16 protein-coding genes are annotated in these 22,064 nt (G+C 73.5%); 14 read left to right on the top strand and 2 right to left on the bottom strand.

All coding sequences use genetic code 11. The features are described 5' to 3' along the window. Nucleotides 1-261 precede the first annotated feature (261 nt). Nucleotides 262-1,575 carry a transglycosylase family protein gene (locus ACQYWQ_RS28170; protein WP_431038552.1) on the top strand — a complete coding sequence of 438 codons (1,314 nt, stop codon included), beginning with the start codon at nt 262-264 and terminating at the stop codon, nt 1,573-1,575. Nucleotides 1,576-1,734: 159 nt separating this feature from the next. Here the strand turns inward: ACQYWQ_RS28170 and ACQYWQ_RS28175 are convergent, their stop codons facing one another. Beyond that, entirely contained in the window at nt 1,735-2,619 is an 885-nt protein-coding gene (locus ACQYWQ_RS28175; protein ID WP_431038554.1) for a DMT family transporter, read from the bottom strand. A 418-nt stretch (nt 2,620-3,037) separates the two neighbouring features. Between ACQYWQ_RS28175 and glgA the strand changes: the two genes are divergently transcribed. The 9 genes from glgA (at nt 3,038) to ACQYWQ_RS28220 (ending at nt 14,961) form a co-directional block, all read left to right on the top strand. After that, complete coding sequence (glgA, locus tag ACQYWQ_RS28180; RefSeq protein ID WP_431038556.1) at nt 3,038-4,213, top strand: glycogen synthase; 1,176 nt, start codon at nt 3,038-3,040, stop codon at nt 4,211-4,213. Nucleotides 4,214-4,401: 188 nt separating this feature from the next. Further along, entirely contained in the window at nt 4,402-5,628 is a 1,227-nt protein-coding gene (locus ACQYWQ_RS28185; RefSeq protein ID WP_431038558.1) for a glucose-1-phosphate adenylyltransferase, read from the top strand. Between the two features lie 133 nt (nt 5,629-5,761). Then, nucleotides 5,762-6,535: an SDR family NAD(P)-dependent oxidoreductase gene (locus tag ACQYWQ_RS28190; protein ID WP_431038560.1), complete on the top strand. Its 774-nt coding sequence runs from the start codon at nt 5,762-5,764 to the stop codon at nt 6,533-6,535. Between the two features lie 101 nt (nt 6,536-6,636). Beyond that, nucleotides 6,637-7,629, top strand: a complete 993-nt coding sequence (locus ACQYWQ_RS28195) for an aldo/keto reductase (protein WP_431039385.1) — start codon at nt 6,637-6,639, stop codon at nt 7,627-7,629. A 165-nt stretch (nt 7,630-7,794) separates the two neighbouring features. Continuing rightward, on the top strand, nt 7,795-8,655 hold the full coding sequence (locus ACQYWQ_RS28200) for an amidohydrolase family protein (protein ID WP_431038562.1): 861 nt from the start codon (nt 7,795-7,797) through the stop codon (nt 8,653-8,655). Continuing rightward, nucleotides 8,649-9,317, top strand: a complete 669-nt coding sequence (locus ACQYWQ_RS28205; protein WP_431038564.1) for a GntR family transcriptional regulator — start codon at nt 8,649-8,651, stop codon at nt 9,315-9,317. Before ACQYWQ_RS28200 ends, ACQYWQ_RS28205 begins: the two co-directional genes overlap by 7 nt. Nucleotides 9,318-9,689: 372 nt before the next feature. Next, complete coding sequence (locus ACQYWQ_RS28210; RefSeq protein ID WP_431038565.1) at nt 9,690-11,177, top strand: SDR family NAD(P)-dependent oxidoreductase; 1,488 nt, start codon at nt 9,690-9,692, stop codon at nt 11,175-11,177. Nucleotides 11,178-11,532: 355 nt separating this feature from the next. Beyond that, nucleotides 11,533-11,706 carry a hypothetical protein gene (locus tag ACQYWQ_RS28215; RefSeq protein WP_009070428.1) on the top strand — a complete coding sequence of 58 codons (174 nt, stop codon included), beginning with the start codon at nt 11,533-11,535 and terminating at the stop codon, nt 11,704-11,706. Nucleotides 11,707-11,946: 240 nt separating this feature from the next. Next, entirely contained in the window at nt 11,947-14,961 is a 3,015-nt protein-coding gene (locus ACQYWQ_RS28220; protein WP_431038566.1) for an alpha-mannosidase, read from the top strand. 130 nt (nt 14,962-15,091) lie between these two features. On the opposite strand, the gene ACQYWQ_RS28225 is transcribed toward ACQYWQ_RS28220, so the two are convergent. Continuing rightward, the gene (locus tag ACQYWQ_RS28225) at nt 15,092-16,180 is read right to left on the bottom strand and encodes a LacI family DNA-binding transcriptional regulator (protein WP_431038567.1); all 1,089 of its coding nucleotides are present in this window, start codon (nt 16,178-16,180) and stop codon (nt 15,092-15,094) included. A gap of 347 nt (nt 16,181-16,527) precedes the next feature. On the opposite strand from ACQYWQ_RS28225, the gene ACQYWQ_RS28230 reads away from it, so the two are divergent. The 4 genes from ACQYWQ_RS28230 (at nt 16,528) to ACQYWQ_RS28245 (ending at nt 21,768) form a co-directional block, all read left to right on the top strand. Beyond that, the gene (locus tag ACQYWQ_RS28230) at nt 16,528-17,805 is read left to right on the top strand and encodes an extracellular solute-binding protein (protein WP_431038568.1); all 1,278 of its coding nucleotides are present in this window, start codon (nt 16,528-16,530) and stop codon (nt 17,803-17,805) included. Nucleotides 17,806-18,003: 198 nt separating this feature from the next. Beyond that, nucleotides 18,004-19,014, top strand: a complete 1,011-nt coding sequence (locus tag ACQYWQ_RS28235; RefSeq protein ID WP_431038570.1) for a carbohydrate ABC transporter permease — start codon at nt 18,004-18,006, stop codon at nt 19,012-19,014. A gap of 22 nt (nt 19,015-19,036) precedes the next feature. After that, entirely contained in the window at nt 19,037-19,954 is a 918-nt protein-coding gene (locus ACQYWQ_RS28240; RefSeq protein WP_431038572.1) for a sugar ABC transporter permease, read from the top strand. 86 nt (nt 19,955-20,040) lie between these two features. Continuing rightward, nucleotides 20,041-21,768 (top strand): glycoside hydrolase family 13 protein, encoded by a 1,728-nt coding sequence (locus ACQYWQ_RS28245; RefSeq protein WP_431038573.1) that lies wholly within the window; start codon nt 20,041-20,043, stop codon nt 21,766-21,768. Nucleotides 21,769-22,064: the final 296 nt, after the last annotated feature.

Consider the following 22,064-nt stretch of genomic DNA (forward strand, 5'->3'; position numbering starts at 1 on the left):
TGTCACTCCTTGTCACTGCCCGGCGTAGCCGCCGGTGTCAGGCGTCACAACACCGATTCGCACGTAAGTATGTCCGGGTCACGGCGGAATCTCCTGCGGAAGGGGGCGCCGCCGGTCGTGAGCGGCCCCCGCCGGGGGGTGAGAGGCCGCCGCCTGTCCGTGCCGAGGACCGTCCTGAGCTGCGATTTGTCACGAACCGCTTGTCGCGCAGGGTGTACGCCCCTTAACTTTGCGGAGCTGCCGTCGTACGAGGGAGTCCTCATGGCGTTACGTGGCCGTCACCGGCGCCCCCAGCCGCCCCGCATCCAGCGCGCCTCGCTGACCGTCACGGCGGGCGGTGCGGGACTCGCCCTGCCGCTCGTCGCCGCCGGTGGCGCGAGCGCCGCCACCGAACAGACCTGGGACAAGGTCGCGCGCTGCGAGTCCGGCGGCGACTGGGACATCAACACGGGGAACGGCTTCTACGGCGGTCTCCAGTTCACCACCAGCACGTGGAAGGCGTTCGGCGGCAGCGCGTACGCGGCCCGCGCGGACCAGGCGACGCGGGCCGAGCAGATCACCGTCGCTGAGAAGGTGCTCAAGAGCCAGGGGCCCAATGCCTGGCCCACGTGCGGCCCGCGCGCCGGGCTCGCGCGCGGCGGCCCTGCCCCCGCCGTGACGCCGGCGAGCGCGCAGGCGAAGCCCAAGGCGGCCCCGGGGACGCGGACCGAGGCGGCCCCGGGGGCGGAGCCCGAGGCGGCCCCGAAGGCGCGGCCGAAGGAGAAGGCCGCCGCCAGGACCGAGCGGCTGACGACCCGCAAGCCGCCCGCGAGCCACGGCCCCGAGAAGACCCCGCAGTCCCGCGCGGGCACGGCTCAGCTGTACACCGTCGTCCCGGGCGACAGCCTCTCGGGCATCGCGGCCGAGCGGCACGTCGAGGGCGGCTGGGAACAGCTGTACGCGCTGAACCGGGGCACGGTGGGTGCCGATCCCGACCTGATCCGCCCGGGCCAGCACCTCGCGCTCTCCGGGAAGCCGGGCCCTCGTACGGCCGAGCGGGCGCCGGAGAAGAAGGCCGCGCCGAAGAAGGCCGAGCCGAAGAAGGCCGAGCCGAAGAAGGCCGCGCCCAAGACGGCCGAGCCCAGGAAGACGGAGAAGGCGGCCGCTCCTCAGAAGGCCGCGAGCACGGGACACAAGCTCGTCGCGCCCGTCTCGGCGGGCACGGGGACGCAGTACAGGGCGGCCGGTTCCTCCTGGTCGAAGGGGTACCACACGGGCGTCGACTTCCCGGTCCCCACCGGCACCACCGTCAAGGCGATCGGCGCGGGCACGGTGGTCTCGGCGGGCTGGGGCGGGTCCTACGGCTACCAGGTCGTCATCCACCACGCGGACGGCCGCTACAGCCAGTACGCGCACCTCTCCGCGCTCAACGTCCGCGCGGGCCAGCATGTGGCGGAGGGGCAGCGCATCGCCCGCTCGGGCGCCACGGGCAACGTGACGGGCCCGCACCTGCACTTCGAGGTCCGCACGGGTCCTGGCTTCGGCTCCGACATCGACCCCCTGGCGTACCTGCGAGCGGGAGGCGTCCGCATCTGACCGGGGCAGCCGCCGGGCCGAGAGCCCCGGACCGGCCCGTACGGGCTCGGGCCGCTCGGCCCGGCGGCGAGCGCGCGCCAGGGACGTACCGGGCCGCGAGTGAGGGCCAAGACCTCGCAGGCGGTCGGGCCTGGGCGGTGTTCCGCTGGGCGGTATTCCTCAGGCCCCCGACGGGCTCGACTCCGTGACCGCCGACGGTGGCTCGGGTGCCGGTGGCGGGGCCGCTCTGCCCACGGTCAGCCGGACGAGGCCGAACGCCGCCACGACGCCCGCCGCCGCCGCTCCCACCTCGCCGAGGACACCGAATCTCATGTGCTCGCCGAAGAGGGCGAAGCCCACCGCCGCGGCCGTCACCGGGTTGACCACCGTCTGGGTCGCGAGGGGGGCCGTGAGGCCGGCTCCCCGGTAGCTCGCCTGCGACAGGAGCATGCCCGCGCACGCGAGCACGCTCACCGCCCCGAGCAGCGGCAGCATCTCCAGGGGACTCTCGTGCGCGATCCGGTCGGTGACCGTCTTCGTGTAGACCGAGGCCATCCCGAAGGCCACCCCGGCCGCCGCGGCGACGAAGCCGCCGCGCGCCGCCGGGTGATGGTGCACCCCGCGCGCCACGAGCAGCAGCGCGAGCACCGTACCGAGCGTCACGAGGCCGAGCACACCGAGCGCGGACCCCCGGGGGACCCGCTCGCCGCCGCTCCCCGTGAGGGCGAGCAGCCCCGCGAGCCCGGCCGCGGCGAGCAGCGCCCCGCGCCAGGCCGCCGCGCTCGCCCGCTGCCGCACGAGGAGCGCCGCCATCGGCAGCGCGAAGACGATGGTCAGCGCGCCGAGCGGCTGAACGAGACTCAGCGGCCCGAAGGCGAGCGCCCCGACATGGAGCAGCGCGCCCAGCCCGTTGAGCGCCACCGCGCCCCACCACGCGGGGCGGCGCCACGGCGCGTACCCCTCGGGCCCCTGCTGGACCGCCACCCGCTCCTGGACGATGGCCCCGGCCGCGTAGGCGACGGCGGACACCAGCGCGAAGAGCACGGACAGCGGGACGTCGCTCATGAAGCACTCCGGCGCGGCGGGGGTCGGTCGGCACTCATACGGTCCACTCTTCCCCGCCGACCGGCATCCCGTCGTCATCCCACGGCACCTGCATCGACGTACTGCTGTGGGAGTACACACGGGGGCGTGTCCGGCGCAGGACGGGCGCTCGCGGGACGTCGCGCGCCCCCTGGGACGTACGCCTCCCGTACGACGACGACATCCCGTACGCCTCTCGCACGACCCCCGCACGGCGTGCGCGGAGCACGTGTGGGGCCCCGCAGGACCTCCGCACGGGTGAACGGGCCGTGCGGGGGCATCCGGGGGACGAGGAGACGTCCGGGCCCGTCCGCGGAGACGCGGTCTTCCACCGGCAGCGCCGGTGGGCGAGCATGGAAGGGGCCGCAGGGACGTCAGGGACGACGCGGACGGGGGACGTATGCGCGTAGGGCTGCTGACCAGGGAGTACCCGCCGCACGTCTACGGCGGCGCGGGGGTCCACGTCGAATTCCTCGCCCGCGGGCTGCGGGACCTGACCGACCTCGTCGTGCACTCCTGGGACGCCCCGGACGCCGACGCGCGCCCCGGAGTCGTACGGCACCGCGCGGGCCCGCTGCCCGAATCGGCAGGCGAGGCGCTGCGTGCCTTCTCCACGGGGCTCGCCATGACCGCCCGCCTCGCGGACCGCGACCTCGTCCACTCGCACACCTGGTACACCGCGCTCGCCGGACGCCTCGCCCAGCTCCAGTACGGCATCCCGCACGTCCTCACCGCGCACTCGCTCGAACCCCTGCGCCCCTGGAAGGCCGAGCAGCTCGGCGGCGGCTACGCGCTCTCCTCCTGGGCCGAACGCACCGCCGTCGAGAGCGCGGACGCCGTGATCGCCGTCTCGCACGGCATGCGCGCCGACCTGCTCCGCTGCTACCCGGACCTCGATCCCGGGCGCGTCCACGTCGTCCACAACGGCATCGACACCGATCTCTACCGCGCCGTCCCCGGCACCTCCGCGCTCGACCGCCTCGGGATCGATCCGCACCGCCCGTACGTCCTCTTCGTCGGCCGCGTCACCCGTCAGAAGGGTGTCCCGCACCTCCTGCGGGCCGCCCGCTCCCTCGACCCCGCCGCCCAGCTCGTGCTCTGCGCCGGAGCCCCCGACACCCCGGAACTCGACGCCGAGTTCCGCGCCCTCGTCGGCGAACTGCGCGCCGCGCGGGACGGGGTGCACTGGATACCCGAGATGCTGCCGCGCCCCGAACTCGTCCAACTGCTCAGCCACGCCCGCGTCTTCGTCTGTCCCTCGGTCTACGAACCGCTCGGCATCGTCAACCTGGAGGCGATGGCCTGCGGCACCGCCGTCGTCGCCTCGGCCGTCGGCGGCATCCCGGAGGTGGTGCGCGACGGCGAGACCGGGGTGCTCGTCCCGTACGAGCCCGAGGACCCGGCCGCCTTCGAGCGCGGCCTCGCGCGGGCGCTCAACGGCCTCGTCACCGACCCGGGAACGGCGGCGCTCATGGGCGCGGCGGGACGGGGCCTCGCCGTCCGCGACTTCGGCTGGGACCGCATCGCACGGCGCACGGTCGAGGTGTACGCACACGTCCTGGCGCGCGGCGCCTGAGCACCCGTACGACACGCACCACTCGCACCACCGGCACCACTCGCACCACCGGCACCACTCGTACGACATGCACCACGCGCAGTACTCGCACCAGGAGAGCACCCGCACCACCCGCACCACACGAGTCATCGCACCCGCCGGTCGGCGGGACGGCACGGCGGCGACGGAGCCGCCGGGAGGGGGGCGTCATGCGTGGCGGACCTTCGGTTCTGGGGATCGTTCTGGCGGGCGGGGAGGGCAAGCGGCTCATGCCGCTCACCGCCGACCGCGCGAAACCCGCGGTCACCTTCGGCGGCACGTACCGGCTCGTGGACTTCGTCCTGTCGAATCTCGTCAACGCCGACATCCTGCGGATCTGTGTCCTGACCCAGTACAAATCCCACTCGCTCGACCGGCACGTCACCACGACGTGGCGCATGTCGAGCCTGCTCGGCAACTACGTCACGCCCGTCCCCGCGCAGCAGCGGCTCGGCCCGCGCTGGTACCTCGGCAGCGCCGACGCGATCCTCCAGTCCCTCAACCTCGTCCACGACGAACAGCCCGACTACGTCGCGGTGTTCGGCGCCGACCACGTCTACCGCATGGACCCGCGCCAGATGCTCCAGGCACACGTCGAAGGCGGCGCGGGAGTGACCGTCGCGGGTCTGAAGGTGCCGCGCGCCGAGTCCTCCGCCTTCGGCGTGATCGTCCCGCGCCCCGACGCCCGGCACATCACCTCCTTCCTGGAGAAGCCCGCCGACCCGCCGGGGCTGCCGGGCGACCCGGAGCACGTCCACGCCTCGATGGGCAACTACCTCTTCAGCACCAAGGTCCTGATCGACGCCCTCCACCAGGACGCGGCCGACCCCGGTTCGGCACACGACATGGGCGGCTCGATCCTCCCGCTGCTCACCGCCCGCGGCGAGGCCCAGCTCTACGACTTCGACGACAACCGCGTCCCCGGCGAGACCCCCTACGAGCACGGCTACTGGCGCGACGTCGGCACCCTCGACGCCTACTACGAGGCCCACATGGACCTCGTCAAGGACCGCCCGGCCTTCAGCCTCGACAACCGCGAGTGGCCCGTCTACACCTACAACGACGCCCTCCCGCCGGCGAAGTTCTGCGCGGGCGGCTTCGCGGGCGAGTCCGTCGTCAGCCCCGGCTGCGTCATCCGCGGCCAGGTCACAGGCTCCGTGCTCTCGCCCGGGGTCGTCATCGAGCCGGGCGCCGTCGTACAGGGCTCGGTGCTGCACGCGGGGGTGCGCGTCGGGCGCGGCGCGGTGGTGCGCGGCGCCGTCCTGGACAAGAACATCGAGGTCCCGCCGGGCGCCACGATCGGCGTGAACCCGGACAGGGACGCCGCGTTGTACACCATCTCGCCGGGCGGGGTCGTCGCGCTGGGGAAGGGAGCGCGGGTGGGGGAGCGGGCCTGAGGGCGCGCGGCGGACGCGAGGACGGCGGCGGACGAAGCGTGCGGAGGTCGCGCGAAGGGTTCACGGCGCACGCCGTTTCCTATAGGTTCCGGGCGTCGGAGCACGGTCGCGCGTACGTGAGGAGCACGGTCCCATGCCGGAAGTCAGCACAAAGGCGGGGGAGTTCACCGGACTGGTCGCCGCGGTGACCGGCGGGGCATCGGGGATAGGGCTCGCCACGGCGCGCGCGCTCGCCGCCCGGGGCGCCGAGGTCGCCGTACTCGACCTGAAGCCCGACGACGTGCCCGCGCCGCTCACGGGGCTGCGCTGCGACGTCACCGACGCGACCTCGGTACGGGGCGCCTTCACCGCCTTGCGCGAGCGGTACGGGCACCTCGACGTGCTCGTCAACAACGCGGGCATCGGCGCGCAGGGCACCGTCGCCGACAACGACGAGGACGAGTGGCACCACGTGCTCGACGTCAACGTCGTCGGCATCGCCCGTGTCACGGCCGCCGCGCTGCCCCTGCTGCGCGCCTCACGGCACGCCGCCGTCGTCAACACCTGCTCCATCGCCGCGACCGCGGGGCTCCCGCAGCGCGCCCTCTACAGCGCGAGCAAGGGCGCGGTGCTCGCCCTCACCCGCGCGATGGCGGCGGACCACCTCCGCGAGGGCGTCCGCGTCAACTGCGTGACGCCCGGCACCGTGGACACGCCCTGGGTGGGGCGTCTCCTCGACTCCGCCCCCGACCCCGAGGCCGAGCGGGCCGCGCTCAGCGCCCGGCAGCCGACCGGGCGGCTCGTCACCGCGGACGAGGTGGCCGGCGCGATCGCCTACCTCGCGAGCCCGGCGAGCGGGGCCACGACGGGCACGGCGCTCGCGGTGGACGGCGGCATGGACGCGCTGCGCCTGCGGCCCGCGCGGTGACCCGCGAACCGACGACCCGCGAACCGGCGACCGGCGGGCCGACGACCCGCGAACCGGCGACCGGCGGGCCGGCGACCGGCGCATCGACGACCGGCGCACCGGTGATCCCCACCGCGCCGCTCGGGCGCGCCCGGCTCCCCGTCACGCGCCTCGGCTTCGGTGCCGCGCCCGTCGCCGGGCTCTACGCGCCGCTCGACGAGGAGGCGGCGCTGCGCACCCTTGCCGCCGCCTGGGACGCGGGCATCCGCTACTTCGACACCGCGCCCCACTACGGCGTCGGCCTCTCCGAGGAGCGCCTCGGCCGCTTCCTCGCCGGACGGCCGCGCGCCTCGTACGTCCTGTCCACCAAGGTGGGCCGCCGCCTCGTCCCTTACGCGGGTCCCGCCGCCGATGTCCAGGGCGTGGACGGCTTCCACGGGACGCCCGCGCGCGAGCGGGTACGGGACTACAGCGCGGACGGGGTGCGGCGCTCGCTCACCGAGAGCCTGGAGCGGCTCGGCCTCGACAGGGTCGACGTGGTCCTGATCCACGACCCCGAGGGGTACGCGCGCCAGGCGCTCGACGAGGCCTACCCGGCGCTGGAGCGGCTGCGCGCCGAGGGTGTCGTGTCGTCGATCGGCGTCGGCATGAACGAGACCGCGCTGCCCGCCCGTTTCGTGCGCGAGACCGATGTCGACGTCGTCCTCGTCGCCGGGCGGCACACCCTCCTCGACGCGGGAGCCGCGCGCGCACTCCTCCCGCTGTGCCTCGCGCGCGGCGTCGACGTCATCGCCGCCGGAGCCTTCAACAGCGGCCTCCTCGCCGACCCCGGCGCACCCGGCGCCCGCTACGACTACGAGGCGGCGCCCGGCCCGCTCCTCGCCCGCGCCCGCCGTATCGCCGCCGTCTGCGCCCGCCACGGCGTCCCGCTCCCCGTCGCCGCCCTCGCCCACACGGCCGCCCACCCGGCCGTCCGCACGGTGCTGGCCGGAATGCGCACCCCTGACGAGGTCCATGAGAACACCCGCGCCTTCACGACCCCCGTCCCCGCGGCCCTGTGGCGGGACCTCGCGGAGGAGGGGCTGCTGCCGGAAGCGGCGGTGGGGGAGGAGTGACGAGGGGGCCCGACAGGGCGGGGGAGCGGCACGGCGCCCGCCGCAGGGGACCGGGGCGCCCGGCCCCGGCGCGCGCCGCTCGCGCGGGCTCCGCGCCGGCGACGGCCCGCCCCGTCCGTGCACCGTCCCCGTTCCCCCGACAGGCCCTTTCGGGAGGCACTCGCAGTGACCGCTGACATCGTCGACGCCCACCACCACGTGTGGGAACTCTCCGCACGCCCGCAACCGTGGATCAAAGGGCCAGAACTCGCCCCGCTCCTGCGGGACTTCACGCTCGCCGAGCTGGAGCCGCAGGCGCGGGCCGCCGGGGTGAACACCACGGTCGTGGTGCAGACCGTCTCGCGCGAGGACGAGACCGCCGAACTGCTCGCGCTCGCCGCGGGACCCGGGCCCGTCGGCGCCGTCGTCGGCTGGACCGACCTCACCGCGCCCGACGCCGCCGAGCGCGTCGCCGCGCTGCGCGAGCTGCCCGGGGGCGCCTGCCTGCGCGGGCTGCGGCACCAGGCGCAGGACGAAGCGGACCCGCGCTGGCTGTGCCTGCCCGAGGTGCGGCGCGGCCTGCGGGCCGTCGGGGCGGCCGGGCTCGTGTACGAACTCCTCGTCACACCCCGCGAACTGCCCGCCGCCGTCGAGACGGCCAGGGCCCTGCCCGATGTGCCCTTCGTCCTCGACCACGCGGGCAAGCCGCCCCTCGCGCGCGGCGCCCGCGAACCCTGGGCCACCCACCTCGCGGAACTCGCCGCGCTCCCGCACGTCAGCTGCAAGCTCTCCGGACTGCTCACCGAGGCGGGCCCCGCACGCGCGCACCCCGAGGCCCTGCGGCCCTGGAGCGCGCACGTGCTCGACACCTTCGGCCCGGAACGGGTGCTGCTCGGCTCCGACTGGCCCGTGTGCACGCTCGTCGCCCCGTACACCCGGACCCTGCTGACCACGCGCCACCTCCTCGACGGCCTCACCCCCGCCGAGCGCGCCGCCGTGCTCGCGGGCAACGCCCGCCGCGTCTACGGCATCCCCGCACCGTGGTGAAGCCCCCGCCCCGGCAGGCTCTCGCCGACAGCGTCTACGAGGCCGTCAAGGCGCGGATCATGGACCACGAGATCGCCCCGGGAGCCCGCGTCGGCATCGAGGCACTGGCCAGGGACCTCGCCGTCTCGCCCACGCCCGTACGCGAGGCGCTCGCCCGCCTCGAAGCGGACGGGCTCGTCGTGAAACGGGCCCAGGCCGGGTACCGGGCCACCGCTCTGCTCGGGCCCGAGGGGCTGCGGGAGCTGTTCGAGATGCGGGAACTCCTCGAATGCCGCGCCGCGGCGCTCGCCGCCGTCCACGCCGACGAGAGCGAGCGGACACTGCTCGCCGACCTCGCCGAGCGGATGCGCGAGCGCCCCGAGTCGGGCGACCGCTACGCCGACTACCGCGAGTTCGCCGCGTTCGACCAGCGCTTCCACGACACCCTCGCGAGCGCCTCGCGCCGCCCCCTGCTGGCCGATGCGGTCGCCAGGCTCCACACCCACCTGCACATCTTCCGGCTCAGCGGCATCCCCGGAGCCAGGAGACCCACGCTCGCCGAACACGACCGCCTCGTCCGCGCCGTACTCCGCCGCGACCCGGCCCGCGCCGCCGCCGCGATGTCCGCCCACCTCACGCGCAGCCTGGAACGGCAGCTCAGCCGCCGCGCCCCACCGGACTGAGCCGCGCGGGCGCGCGCGGGGCGGGTGCGGGACCCGGCCGCGGGGCGGGCGGTTTGTCGCGTGCTCGGGGCGCCACGTACCCTCGGGAGCTGCCCCGCTCCCCTTCGGGGCCTGCCGCCACATTCCCGTCCGCTTCGCGACGCCTGGCACGCACTCCCGCCGCACCGGCCGAAAGCCCGGGTACGGTCCAGTACGAGGACTTCCGGCCGGCACGCCGAGAGTGCGCACCGGCCGCCGCGAAGCCGCCCTCCGGGCGATGACGGGAAGGTCCGGACAGGTCCCGCCGCCCCGGTCCCGCGCCGTGGTGCGCGCCGGAGCGCACAGGGGGCCACGCCGGTGGCGTGCGGCCTTCAGGACCACAAGGAAACAGCGATGACGGTGCCCACCCTCCCGAGCGACGAGTCCGCGCCCGAGACCCCCGAGCCCGCCCACGGACCGGGGATCGACCCCGAACGGCTCGCCATCTGCCTCGACGTCCTCGCCGAACTCGACCAGCTCGACGTCGACCACCCCGACGCCGTCACGGTCCGCCGCGCCACCGCGGGGATCTACCGCACCGTGAAGCAGCGCCGCCGTCAGGAGCGCCGCGCCGCCAAGACAGCGCACGACCGCAGCGTGACCGAGGCCACGGCGACCGGCTCCGCCGAGCGCATCGACGACGAGACGCGCGGCGCCCTGCCCAGCTCGCGCTCCGAGGGCCGCGTCGCCGGGATACTCAAGCGGCCCCGCTCCTGCTACGTGTGCAAGGCCAGGTACACCGAGGTCGACGCCTTCTACCACCAGCTCTGCCCGAGCTGCGCCGAGGAGAACCGCGCCCGCCGCGAGGCCCGCGCCGACCTCGGCGGCAAGCGCGCCCTGCTCACCGGGGGCCGCGCCAAGATCGGCATGTACATCGCCCTGCGCCTGCTGCGCGACGGCGCGCACACCACGATCACGACCCGCTTCCCGCAGGACGCCGTGCGCCGCTTCGCGGCGATGGACGACAGCGCGGAGTGGATGCACCGCCTCAAGATCGTCGGCATCGACCTCCGCGACCCCGCCCAGGTGCTCGCCCTCGCCGACTCGGTGAGCGCGGCGGGACCGCTCGACATCCTCATCAACAACGCGGCCCAGACCGTGCGCCGCTCTCCCGGTGCCTACCGCGAACTCCTCGCCGCCGAGTCGGCCGAGCCGCCGCGCGGCGAACTGCCCGCCACCGAGATCATCGGCACCTTCGGCTCCGGGGCCGTCGCGGCCCTGCCCGGCCCGCGCGTCGGTGACGGGCTCAGCGCCCGCGAGGTCACCGACCTCGCGCTCGTGAGCGGCTCGGCGAGCCCTGCCCGTATCGCCGCGGGCACCGCGATCGACGCCGGGGGCCTCGTCCCCGACCTGCACGACAGCAACAGCTGGGTGCAGACGGTCGAGACCGTCGACCCGGTCGAGCTGCTCGAAGTGCAGCTCTGCAACTCCACCGCGCCCTTCCTCCTCATCAGCAGGCTGCGCCCCGCGATGGCGGCGAGCGCGGCCCGTCGTACGTACATCGTCAACGTCTCCGCGATGGAGGGCGTGTTCGCGCGCGGCTACAAGGGCGCCGGGCACCCGCACACCAACATGGCGAAGGCCGCGCTCAACATGCTCACCCGCACCAGCGCGCAGGAGATGTTCGAGCAGGACCGCATCCTCATGACCGCCGTCGACACCGGCTGGATCACCGACGAGCGCCCGCACCCGGACAAGATGCGCCTCGCCGAGGCCGGATTCCACGCCCCGCTCGACCTCATCGACGGCGCGGCCCGCGTCTACGACCCGATCGTGCGCGGCGAGGAGGGCGAGGACCTGTACGGCGTCTTCCTCAAGGACTACGGGGTCTCGCGCTGGTGAAGGGGCGTCCCCGGCGGTGACACGCGGGGCCACCGGGACGGGTGCGGCCTGATCCGGATGGCTGAATCGCGGCGGTTCCACCGAGGCACGGGGTGCCGATTTCCGCGCCATCGAGCGCACCCGCGCTCATGTGGTTAGGCTGTTGCAACGGACAGCAGTCGCGGGTGGACACCCTCACCCCGGCGTCCGTCCCCGGACGACGGGCGCACCTCGCCCCGCTCCGTACGAACCACCGGCGCCACCGCGCCCGTACCGCCCCAGACGCGAATTCCGGCGGCGGCCCGGTGCCCGGTCCCGGTGACACGGAGCGGCCCGGTGCCGTACCGGGGGTTACCCGACACATGAGGAGTGCGCGGTGACACAGGAGACGAAGCACACGGAGCAGCGGAGCCAGGGGACGAGTTCCCCGCCCCGCCGCCGGCACCAGGAGATCGGCTCGCTGGAGGTGTGGGCCCGCTCGGCGCCCATCCGCCTCGCCGGGTACGAGGACGACCTCGCCGAGCCGCACATCCTGCCCAGCGTGGACTGACCGACGTGGGCTGACCGACGTCGGCCGATCTACGTGGGCCGATCTGCGTGGGCTGACCGCCCCTTCCGCACGGTCGGCCGAGGCCCCCGCCACCCCTCCAGGGGCGGCGGGGGCCTCGGCGTTCCCCGGCGCCGGGGAATGGCCGAAGGGACACCCGGGCCATGAACGCCGAGGTGGGACGGACATAGACTGACCGGGCCGCCACTCCTGATCACCTCTCCTTCCTACGGAGCTTCGCCCATGCATGACGACCGGGCCCTGGTCGAGGCACGCCTCGCGCGTGTGCTGGAAGAACGCATCCGCCCGGCGGTGTACGCCGAGACGGTCCCCCTGGACGTGGCGATCTGGACGGCTCCCGGTGAGCCCGTCCCTGTCGCGGAGGGCTTGGCGGCCCCCTACGAACCCCTCACCCCCGGCACCCCCTGGGGCCCGCCGTGGGGCACCAGCTGGTTCAAGGTCACCGGCACCGTGCCCGCCGCGTGGGCCGGCCGCACCGTCGAGGCCGTACTCGACCTCGGCTTCAGCCGGCACACCCCCGGCTTCCAGTGCGAGGGACTCGTCCACACCCCCGAGGGCACCCCGGTCAAGGGCATCCACCCGCGCAACCGCTATGTGCGCGTCGGGGACCCCGCGAGGGGCGGTGAGGAGATCGACTTCCGCATCGAAGCCGCTTCGAACCCGCTCATCCAGGGTGACCGTCCCTTCGAGCCCACGGACATGGGCGACCCGGCGACGGCAGGCAGTGCCCCGCAGTACGTACTCGGCCGGATGGATCTGGCCGTTTTCGACGACAACGTTTTCCAGCTGGTCATGGACCTGGAAGTCCTCGGCGAGATGATGCCGGAACTCCCGGCCGACGCCGCCCGCCGCTGGGAGATCCTGCGCACGATCGACGGCGCGCTCGACGCCCTCGACCTCCAGGACATCGCGGGCACGGCGGCCGCCGCGCGCGCACTCCTCGCGCCCGCGCTCGCCGTTCCCGCCCAGGCCTCCGCGCACCGGATCAGCGCCGTGGGCCACGCGCACATCGACTCCGCCTGGCTGTGGCCGCTGCGCGAGACGGTCCGCAAGGTCGCGCGTACCAGCTCCAACATGGTCTCGCTCATCGACGAGGCCCCCGAGTTCGTCTTCGCGATGTCGCAGGCCCAGCAGTGGGCCTGGCTCAAGGAGCACCGCCCCGAGGTGTGGGACAAGGTCGTCAAGGCCGTCGCCGAAGGACGCTTCGTTCCTGCCGGCGGCATGTGGGTCGAGTCCGACACCAACATGCCGGGCTCCGAGGCGATGGCCCGCCAGTTCGTCCACGGCAAGCGCTTCTTCCTGGACGAGTTCGGCGTCGACAACGAGGAGGCGTGGCTCCCGGACACCTTCGGCTTCGCCGCCGGGCTCCCGCAGATCATCAAGGCGGCGGGCTCCAAGTACCTCCTCACGCAGAAGATCTCCTGGAGCAAGGTCAACAACTTCCCGCACCACACCTTCCGCTGGGAGGGCATCGACGGCACCAGGATCTTCACGCACTTCCCGCCCGTCGACTCCTACAACTGCGAGATGCTCGGCAGTCAGCTCGGGCACGCGGCGCGCAACTTCAAGGAGAAGGGCCGCGCCACGCACTCCCTGGCCCCGACCGGTTTCGGCGACGGCGGCGGCGGCACGACCCGCGAGATGGTCGCGAAGGCGGCCCGCCTCAAGAACACCGAGGGCCCCGCGCGCGTCGAGTGGGAGACGCCTTCCGCCTTCTTCGCGAAGGCCGAGGCCGAGTACCCCGAGCCGCCCGTGTGGGTCGGTGAGCTGTACCTGGAGCTGCACCGCGCCACGCTCACCAGCCAGGCGAAGACCAAGCAGGGCAACCGGCGCGGCGAGCACCTGCTGCGCGAGGCCGAGTTGTGGTCGGCGACCGCGGCCGTGCGCGCGGGCTTCCCTTACCCGTACGAGCGACTCGACCGGCTGTGGAAGACGCTCCTGCTCCACCAGTTCCACGACATCCTGCCGGGCTCGTCGATCGCCTGGGTGCACCGCGAGGCGGAGCGCACCTACGCACGGCTCGCCGAGGAACTGAACGAGATCATCGGCGCCGCGCAGCGGGCGCTCGCCGGTGAGGGTGAGACCGAGGTGCGCTTCAACGCCGCGCCGCACGCCGACGCGGGAATCGCCGCAGGTGCCGCGGGGACCGCGCCCGCCCCCGCCGCCGTCGCCCCCGTCGTCCGCACCGGCGGCGGATTCGTCCTCGACAACGGGATCGTCCGGGCCGAGATCGACGCGCGCGGCCTCGTCGTCTCGCTGCTGCGGCACGACTCGGGCCGCGAGGCCGTGGCCCCGGGGCAGGCGGCCAACCTGCTCCAGCTCCACACCGACTTCCCCAACCAGTGGGACGCCTGGGACGTCGACTCCTTCTACCGCAACACCGTCACGGACCTCACGGACGCCGAAGAACTGACGGCAGCGCCCGAAGGGGTGCGGATCGTACGGGCCTTCGGGGACTCGCGCGTCGTGCAGACGCTGAGCCTCGCCGAGGGCGCCGAGCGGCTCGACATCGCCACCGAGGTGGACTGGCACGAGACGGAGAAGTTCCTCAAGCTCGCCTTCCCGCTCGACGTGCACGCCGAACGGTACGCGAGCGAGACCCAGTTCGGGCACTTCTACCGGCCCACGCACACCAACACGACGTGGGAGACGGCGAAGTTCGAGGCGTGCAACCACCGCTTCGTGCACCTCGACGAGCCCGGCTTCGGCGTCGCCGTCGTCAACGACTCGACGTACGGGCACGATGTGAGCCGTACGGTACGCGAGGACGGCGGGACCACCACCACGGTCCGCGCCTCGCTGCTGCGCGCCCCGCGTTTCCCCGACCCGGAGACCGACCAGGGCGTGCACCGCTTCCGGCACGGTCTCGTGGCCGGTGCCACGATCGAGGACGCCGTGCGCGAGGGGTGGCGGGTCAACCTGCCGCGCCGCGTGGTGCGCGGTGCGGCCGCGGAGATCGCGCCGCTCGTCACCGTGGGCCAGGACTCCGTCGTCGTCACGGCGGTCAAGCTCGCCGATGACGGCAGCGGCGACGTGGTGGTGCGGTTCCACGAGGCGCGTGGCGGGCGCGTGGCCGCCTCGCTCCGGCCCGGCTTCGAGGTGGCCGAGGTGCTGGTCACCGACCTGCTGGAGCGGACCCTCTCCGAGCCGGAGGCGGAAGTCGTCGCCGCCGACGGGGAGCTGAAGGTTGCGCTGCGGCCGTTCCAGCTGGTGACGCTTCGCCTGCGGCGGGCCTGAGCGAAGGAGAGCGGTGATCCGGGGCGGGGCCTTTCGGGGCTCCGCCCCGCCTCCGCCCCAACCTCCGCCCCCGCCTCCGCGCCCGGCCCCGGCTCCGCCCCTGACCCCGCTCCTCACACGCCGGAGTCGCTCACTCCATCCTGTGCGCTGCCGTCGAGCCCCGGACCACCAGTTCCGGCATGAAGACGAACTCGCTCGGCGGGGCCGGGGTGCCGCCGATCTCCTCCAGGAGGACGCGGACCGCCGCCTGGCCCATCGCGGGGACGGGTTTGCGGACCGTGGTCAGGGGCGGGTCGGTGAAGGCGATGAGCGGGGAGTCGTCGAAGCCGACGACGGAGACCTCCGAAGGGACGGCGAGGCCGCGGGCGCGGGCCGCGCGGATCGCGCCGAGCGCCATCATGTCGCTCGCGCACACGAGCGCCGTGCAGCCGCGTTCCAGGAGGGCCGTGGCGGCCGCCTGGCCCCCTTCGAGCGTGAACAGCGAGTGCTCCACGTACCGGCCGCGCACCTCGGCGGCCCCGAGGCCGAACTCCTCGTGCAGCGCCGCCGTGAACCCCTCCACCTTGCGCTGTACGGGCACGAAGCGCTCCGGGCCCAGTGCGAGCCCGATCTCGCGGTGCCCCAGGGCCCGCAGGTGCGTCACCGCCAGACGCATCGCCGCCCGGTCGTCCGGGGAGACGAAGACGGCGCGGACCTTGGGGGAGTAGCCGTCCACCAGGACGAAGGGGACGCCCTGCGCGCGCAGCCGCTCGTAGCGTCCCGTGTCCGCCGTGGTGTCGGCGTGCAGCCCCGAGACGAAGATGATCCCGGCCACGCCCCGGTCCACGAGCATCTCGGTCAGCTCGTCCTCCGTGGAACCGCCGGGCGTCTGCGTCGCGAGCACCGGCGTGTAGCCCTGCCGTGTCAGGGCCTGGCCGATGACCTGCGCGAGGGCGGGGAAGATCGGGTTCTCCAACTCGGGCGTGATGAGCCCGACGAGTCCCTCGCTGCGCCGCCGCAGCCGTACAGGACGCTCGTAGCCGAGCACGTCGAGCGCGGCGAGCACCGCCTGCCGGGTCGCGTCGGCCACGCCCGGCTTCCCGTTGAGCACCCGGCTCACCGTCGCCTCGCTCACGCCGGCCTGCGCCGCGAGATCGGCGAGGCGGGCCGTGCCCTGGGGCTCCGGGCGCGCGCCGGCGCGACGGGATGCCGCGGGCTTGCGCCCGTACTGCTGTGTCATGGGGTCCCCTCGACTGGGTCTGCCTCGATGTACGGCGCTGCCCAGGTCACGGGTCCCTGACGGCCCCTCCGATGATTCCCGTTCGGGCGCGGACTGACAAGGGCCTGAGGATTCTTGCACAAGCCTTGCAAGCGATCGTCGCCCGGGGCTGCTCCACGCATGTACGCCGCAGGTGGAGGTGGTGAACTGACGTTCAGGGCGGCGCGAGGGTTTCTTGCAGATTCTTGCTGCAAGGTCTTTCGCAACGGCTTCGGCGCTGTTACTTTCTCGTTCGCCCGGCCGTCGCGATGGTGCGGCCGGCGGCGGGCATCCGCCGACACGGGCTCACACACCCTCAAGGAGTACTCATGCGGCGTGGCATAGCGGCCACCGCACTGCTCGCCTCGCTCGCCCTCGCGGCGACGGCCTGCGGCGGGGACGACGGCGACGACGGTGCCTCGGGCGCCGGACCGGTCACCCTCACCTGGTGGGACACCTCCAACGCCACCAACGAGGCCCCCACCTACAAGGCGCTGGTGAAGCAGTTCGAGAAGTCGCACAAGGACATCAAGGTCAAGTACGTCGACGTGCCCTTCGACCAGGCGCAGAACAAGTTCGACACCGCCGCGGGCGCCAAGGGCGCGCCCGACATCCTGCGCGCCGAGGTCGGCTGGACCCCCGCCTTCGCGAAGAAGGGCTACCTCGCGCCGCTCGACGGCACCGACGCGCTCGCCGAGCAGGACTCCTTCCAGCCCAACCTGCTCCAGCAGGCCCAGTACGAGGGCAAGACCTACGGCGTGCCGCTCGTCACCGACACGCTCGCCCTCGTCTACAACAAGAAGCTCTTCGCCGACGCGGGCATCGAGGAGGCGCCCACGACCTGGGCGCAGCTCAAGAAGGACGCGGCGACGATCAAGTCCACGACGGGCGTGGACGGTTACTGGGGATCGACGGCCGGGTACTACGCGCAGCCCTACCTCTTCGGCGAGGGCACCGACACGGTCGACGCGAAGGCGAAGAAGCTCACGATCGAGAGCCCCGCTGCGGTCAAGGGCCTCAAGGAGTGGCAGGGCCTCTTCTCCGGCAAGGGCCTGCACAAGGCCGACATCACCGCCGACAGCTACGCCCACATCCAGGACGCCTTCGCGAACGGCAAGGTCGCGGCCACCCTCCAGGGCCCCTGGGAGGTGACCAACTACTACAAGGGCAGCGCCTTCAAGGACAAGAAGAACCTGGGCGTCGCCGTCGTCCCGGCCGGTTCGGCAGGCAAGGCGGGGGCCCCGACCGGCGGGCACAACCTCTCGGTCTACGCGGGCGCCGACCAGGCCCACCAGAAGGCCGCCTTCACCTTCGTCAAGTTCATGACATCGGCGAAGACGCAGGAGCAGATCGCGCTGAAGAACGGCACCCTGCCCACCCGCCAGGACGCCTACACCGACGCGGTCAAGGCCGACCCGGGCACCGCGGGCTTCCAGCAGGTCCTCGACGCCGCCCGGCCACGCCCCGAACTGCCCGAGTACAGCTCCCTGTGGGGCCCGATGGACACCGAACTGCCGCGTATCGCGAGCGGGAAGGAATCGCTGGACGACGGCCTCCGCAAGGCCGGGGACGCGATGCGGAAGCTCCTCCCCGACTTCAAGAGCTGACCGAAGCGGGTGCGGGGCCGGCCACCTGACAGGCTGCCCCGCACCTGCCCCCCGCACCTCCCCCCCCGCACCTCCCCCCCGCACCTGCCCCCGCACCTGCCCCCGTCCTGCGCCCGTGCCCCCGGCACCCGCTGCGCCCTCCCCGGCACAGCACCCGCGCCTTCCCCCGTACACCATCCCCGCCCCAGAAGGGCCGCCATGACCGTCGCCGTCGACACCGAGACCGCGCCCCCGCGGCAGCAGCGGACCCCGGGCCGCAGGACAGGCCCCCTCGCCCGCCTGCGCCGCGGCAGCCAGAAGCACTGGTACGCGTACGCGATGATCGCCCCGGTGGTCATCGTGCTCGGCGTCCTCGTCGCGTACCCCCTGGCGCGCGGCTTCTACCTCACCCTCACCGACGCCACAAGCCTCAACTCGGCCCGCACCATCGGCGTCAACCACATCGAAGCGACCTACGAGTTCATCGGCCTGCACAACTACGCCGACATCCTCTGGGGCCCGACCGCCTACGAGCGCTTCTGGTCGCACTTCCTGTGGACGGTCGGCTGGACCGTCGCCTGCGTCGCGCTCCACTACGGAATCGGCCTCGGCCTCGCGCTCCTGCTCAACCAGAAGCTCCGCGGCCGGGTCGTCTACCGCATGCTGCTCATCCTGCCGTGGGCGGTGCCCGCCTTCGTCACCGTCTTCTCCTGGCGGATCATGCTCGCCGACGGCGGGCTCATCAACACCGTCCTGGGCCACCTCCACCTGCCGCAGCCCGCCTGGCTGGAGGACACCTCCTGGCAGCGCGTCGCCGCGATCCTCGTCAACACGTGGTGCGGCGTACCGTTCATGATGGTCTCGCTGCTCGGCGGCCTCCAGTCGATCGACGCGAACCTCTACGAGGCCGCCGAGATGGACGGCGCGAGCACCTGGCAGCGCTTCCGGCACGTCACCCTGCCGGGCCTGCGCCCGGTGAGCGCCACCGTCGTCCTGCTCGGCGTCATCTGGACCTTCAACCAGTTCGCCATCATCTTCCTGCTCTTCGGCGGCACCAGCGCCCCCGACGCCCAGATCCTCGTGACCTGGGCCTACCGCCTCGGCTTCGGCCAACAGCCGCGCGACTTCGCCCAGTCGGCCACGTACGGCGTCCTGCTCCTGTCGATCCTCGTCGTCTTCACCACCTTCTACCGCAGGTGGCTGAACCGCGACGAGCAGTCCACCCTCTGACCCGGCCGACAGGAGCCACGCCATGAGCACCGAGTCCACCACGCTGCCCGCCGCGCCCGTCGCCGCGCGCCCGGCGCGCACCACCGCCCGCCCCACGCGCGTCCGCCGCAGGGGCGAACGGAGCCCACTCGCCACCGTCCTCACCCACGCCGTCCTCGTCCTCGCGAGCCTCGTCGCGCTCGTGCCCGTCGTCTGGCTCGCCTTCCTCTCGCTCGGGCCCGAGAAGGACGACTACCTCCACCCCGGCCGCATCTTCGGCCACCTCACCTTCTCCAACTACTCGTACGTCCTGGAGCACACCAAGTTCTGGGACTGGCTCCAGTCCACCCTCATCGTCTCGCTCGGCACCACACTGCTCGGCGTCGCCTTCGCCGCGACCACCGGCTATGCCGTCTCGCGCATGCGCTTCCCCGGCCAACGCTCCCTCATGTGGGTGCTGTTGCTCACGCAGGCGTTCCCGATCGCCGTGCTCATCGTGCCGATGTACGAGATCTTCTCCGAACTCGGCCTCATCGACAGCTACTTCGGCGTGATCCTGCTCAACTGCACGACCGCCATCCCGTACAGCGCCTGGCTGCTCAAGGGCTACTTCGACACGATCCCCTTCGAGATCGACGAGGCCGGGCGCATCGACGGACTCAGCCCCTTCGGCACCTTCTGGCGGCTCATCCTGCCGCTCGCCAGGCCCGGGCTCGCCGTCGCCGCCTTCTACACCTTCATCACCGCGTGGGCCGAGGTCGCCTTCGCTTCGACCTTCCTCCTCGACGACGAGAAGTACACCTTCGCCGTCGGCCTCCAGACCTTCGTCAGCGAACACGACGCCCAGTGGAACTTCATGGCGGCGACCGCCGTGCTCATCGCGGTGCCCGTCACGCTCTTCTTCTACCTCGTGCAGCGCCACCTCGTCACGGGGCTCACGGCCGGCGCGGCGAAGGGCTGAACGGCCCGGCACGCCCGCTCCCGTACCTCACGCGTACCTGCCGCACGACGCACCACCCGTACGTCCACGTCACCAGCAAGGACCCCATGAGCCAGCACCACGCCGACTCCGCCGCCCCCACCGCCGTCCCCGCGGTCGTCCCCGCGGTGCTCCCCGCCCAGGCCGGGCCCGCCGTCCGGGCGTCCGGCGCCGACTGGTGGCGCGAGGCGGTCATCTACCAGGTCTACCCGCGCAGTTTCGCCGACGCGAACGGTGACGGCATGGGCGACCTCGCCGGAATCCGGGCCCGCCTTCCGCACCTGCGCGACCTCGGCGTCGACGCCGTGTGGCTGAGCCCCTTCTACGCCTCGCCGCAGGCCGACGCGGGCTACGACGTCGCCGACTACCGGGCCGTGGACCCGATGTTCGGCGATCTGCACGACGCGGACGGGCTGCTGCGCGAGGCGCACGCGCTCGGCCTTCGCGTCATCGTCGACCTCGTGCCCAACCACTCGTCCGACCAGCACGAGTGGTTCAAGCGCGCCCTCGCCGAGGGCCCCGGCTCGCCGTCGCGCGAGCGCTACCACTTCCGTCCCGGGCGCGGTGAGAGCGGCGAACTCCCGCCCAACGACTGGGAGTCCGTCTTCGGCGGACCCGCCTGGACCCGTACCGCCGACGGCGAGTGGTACCTGCACCTCTTCGCCCCTGAGCAGCCCGACTTCAACTGGGAACACCCCGCGGTGCACGACGAGTTCCGCTCCGTCCTCCGCTTCTGGCTCGACATGGGCGTCGACGGCTTCCGCATCGACGTGGCGCACGGGCTCGTCAAGGCGCCCGGGCTGCCCGACGTCGGCGGTGCGGGGCAGGTCAAGCTCCTCGGCAACGAGTCGACGCCGTACTTCGACCAGGAGGGCGTGCACGAGATCTACCGCTCGTGGCGGCGCGTACTCGACGAGTACGACGGCGCCCGCGTCTTCGTCGCCGAGGCGTGGACCCCGACCGTCGAGCGCACCGCCCACTACGTACGGCCCGACGAACTCCACCAGGCATTCAACTTCCAGTACCTCAGCACCGATTGGTCGGCCCCCGCACTGCGCGAGGTCATCGACCGCACCCTCGCCGCGATGCGCCCGGTCGGGGCCCCCGCCACCTGGGTGCTCTCCAACCACGACGTCACACGGCACACCACCCGCTTCGGCAACCCGCCCGGGCTCGGCACCCAGCTCCGCACCCCGGGGGACCCTGCGCTCGGTCTGCGCCGCGCGCGTGCCGCGACCCTCCTCATGCTCGGGCTGCCGGGCTCCGCCTACCTCTACCAGGGCGAGGAACTGGGCCTGCCCGACGTCGTGGACCTCCCCGACGAGGTGCGCCAGGACCCCTCGTACTTCCGCGCGGCGGGCCAGGACGGTTTCCGCGACGGGTGCAGGGTGCCCCTCCCCTGGACGCGCGAGGGGAGTTCGTACGGATTCGGCTCCGGCGGGAGCTGGCTGCCGCAGCCTGCCGAGTGGGGTGGACTGAGTGTCGAGGCGCAGACCGGCGTGGACGGTTCCACGCTGGAGTTCTACCGGGCCGCGCTCGCCCAGCGCCGCGCGCAGCCCGCACTCGGCGCGGGCACCGAGGTGACCTGGCTCGACGCCCCCGAGGGCGTGCTCGCACTGCGCCGCGAGAGCGCCGGAGGGCGGCCCGTCGTCGTGACCGCCCACACGGGGAGCGCGCCCGTCACCCTCGCGAGCCCCGGAGAGGCCCTGCTGAGCAGCGGGGACACGCTTCCGGTCGCGGACGCGGCGGGCAACGTCGTGCTGGCCCCCGACACCACGGTGTGGTGGCTGGGCTGAGCGCCGGGCACGGCCGAGGCGGGTGCGTGACGGGGGTGTGCGCGGGGGCCGTGCGGCCGGGGTGCGCGACGGGGGTGCGCGCCCGGCGTGTGTGACGAGGGTGCGTGACGGGGGCGCGCCCTCAGCGTGCGGGACGCGGGTGCGCGGCCGGGGTGCGCACCCGCCGCGGCCCGCGTGCCTCCCGCACCTCAGCCGTCGCACCCCCGCTCGGTCACGCCGTCGTCGGCCATCCGGGGACGGCTCCGCGCCGGCGGGCTCGTGACGACGGCGCGGGGGCGGGGCCGCTCGGGCCCGTC

The sequence above is a fragment of the Streptomyces sp. P6-2-1 genome (assembly GCF_050613165.1).
In the GTDB taxonomy this organism is placed as follows: Bacteria; Actinomycetota; Actinomycetes; order Streptomycetales; family Streptomycetaceae; genus Streptomyces.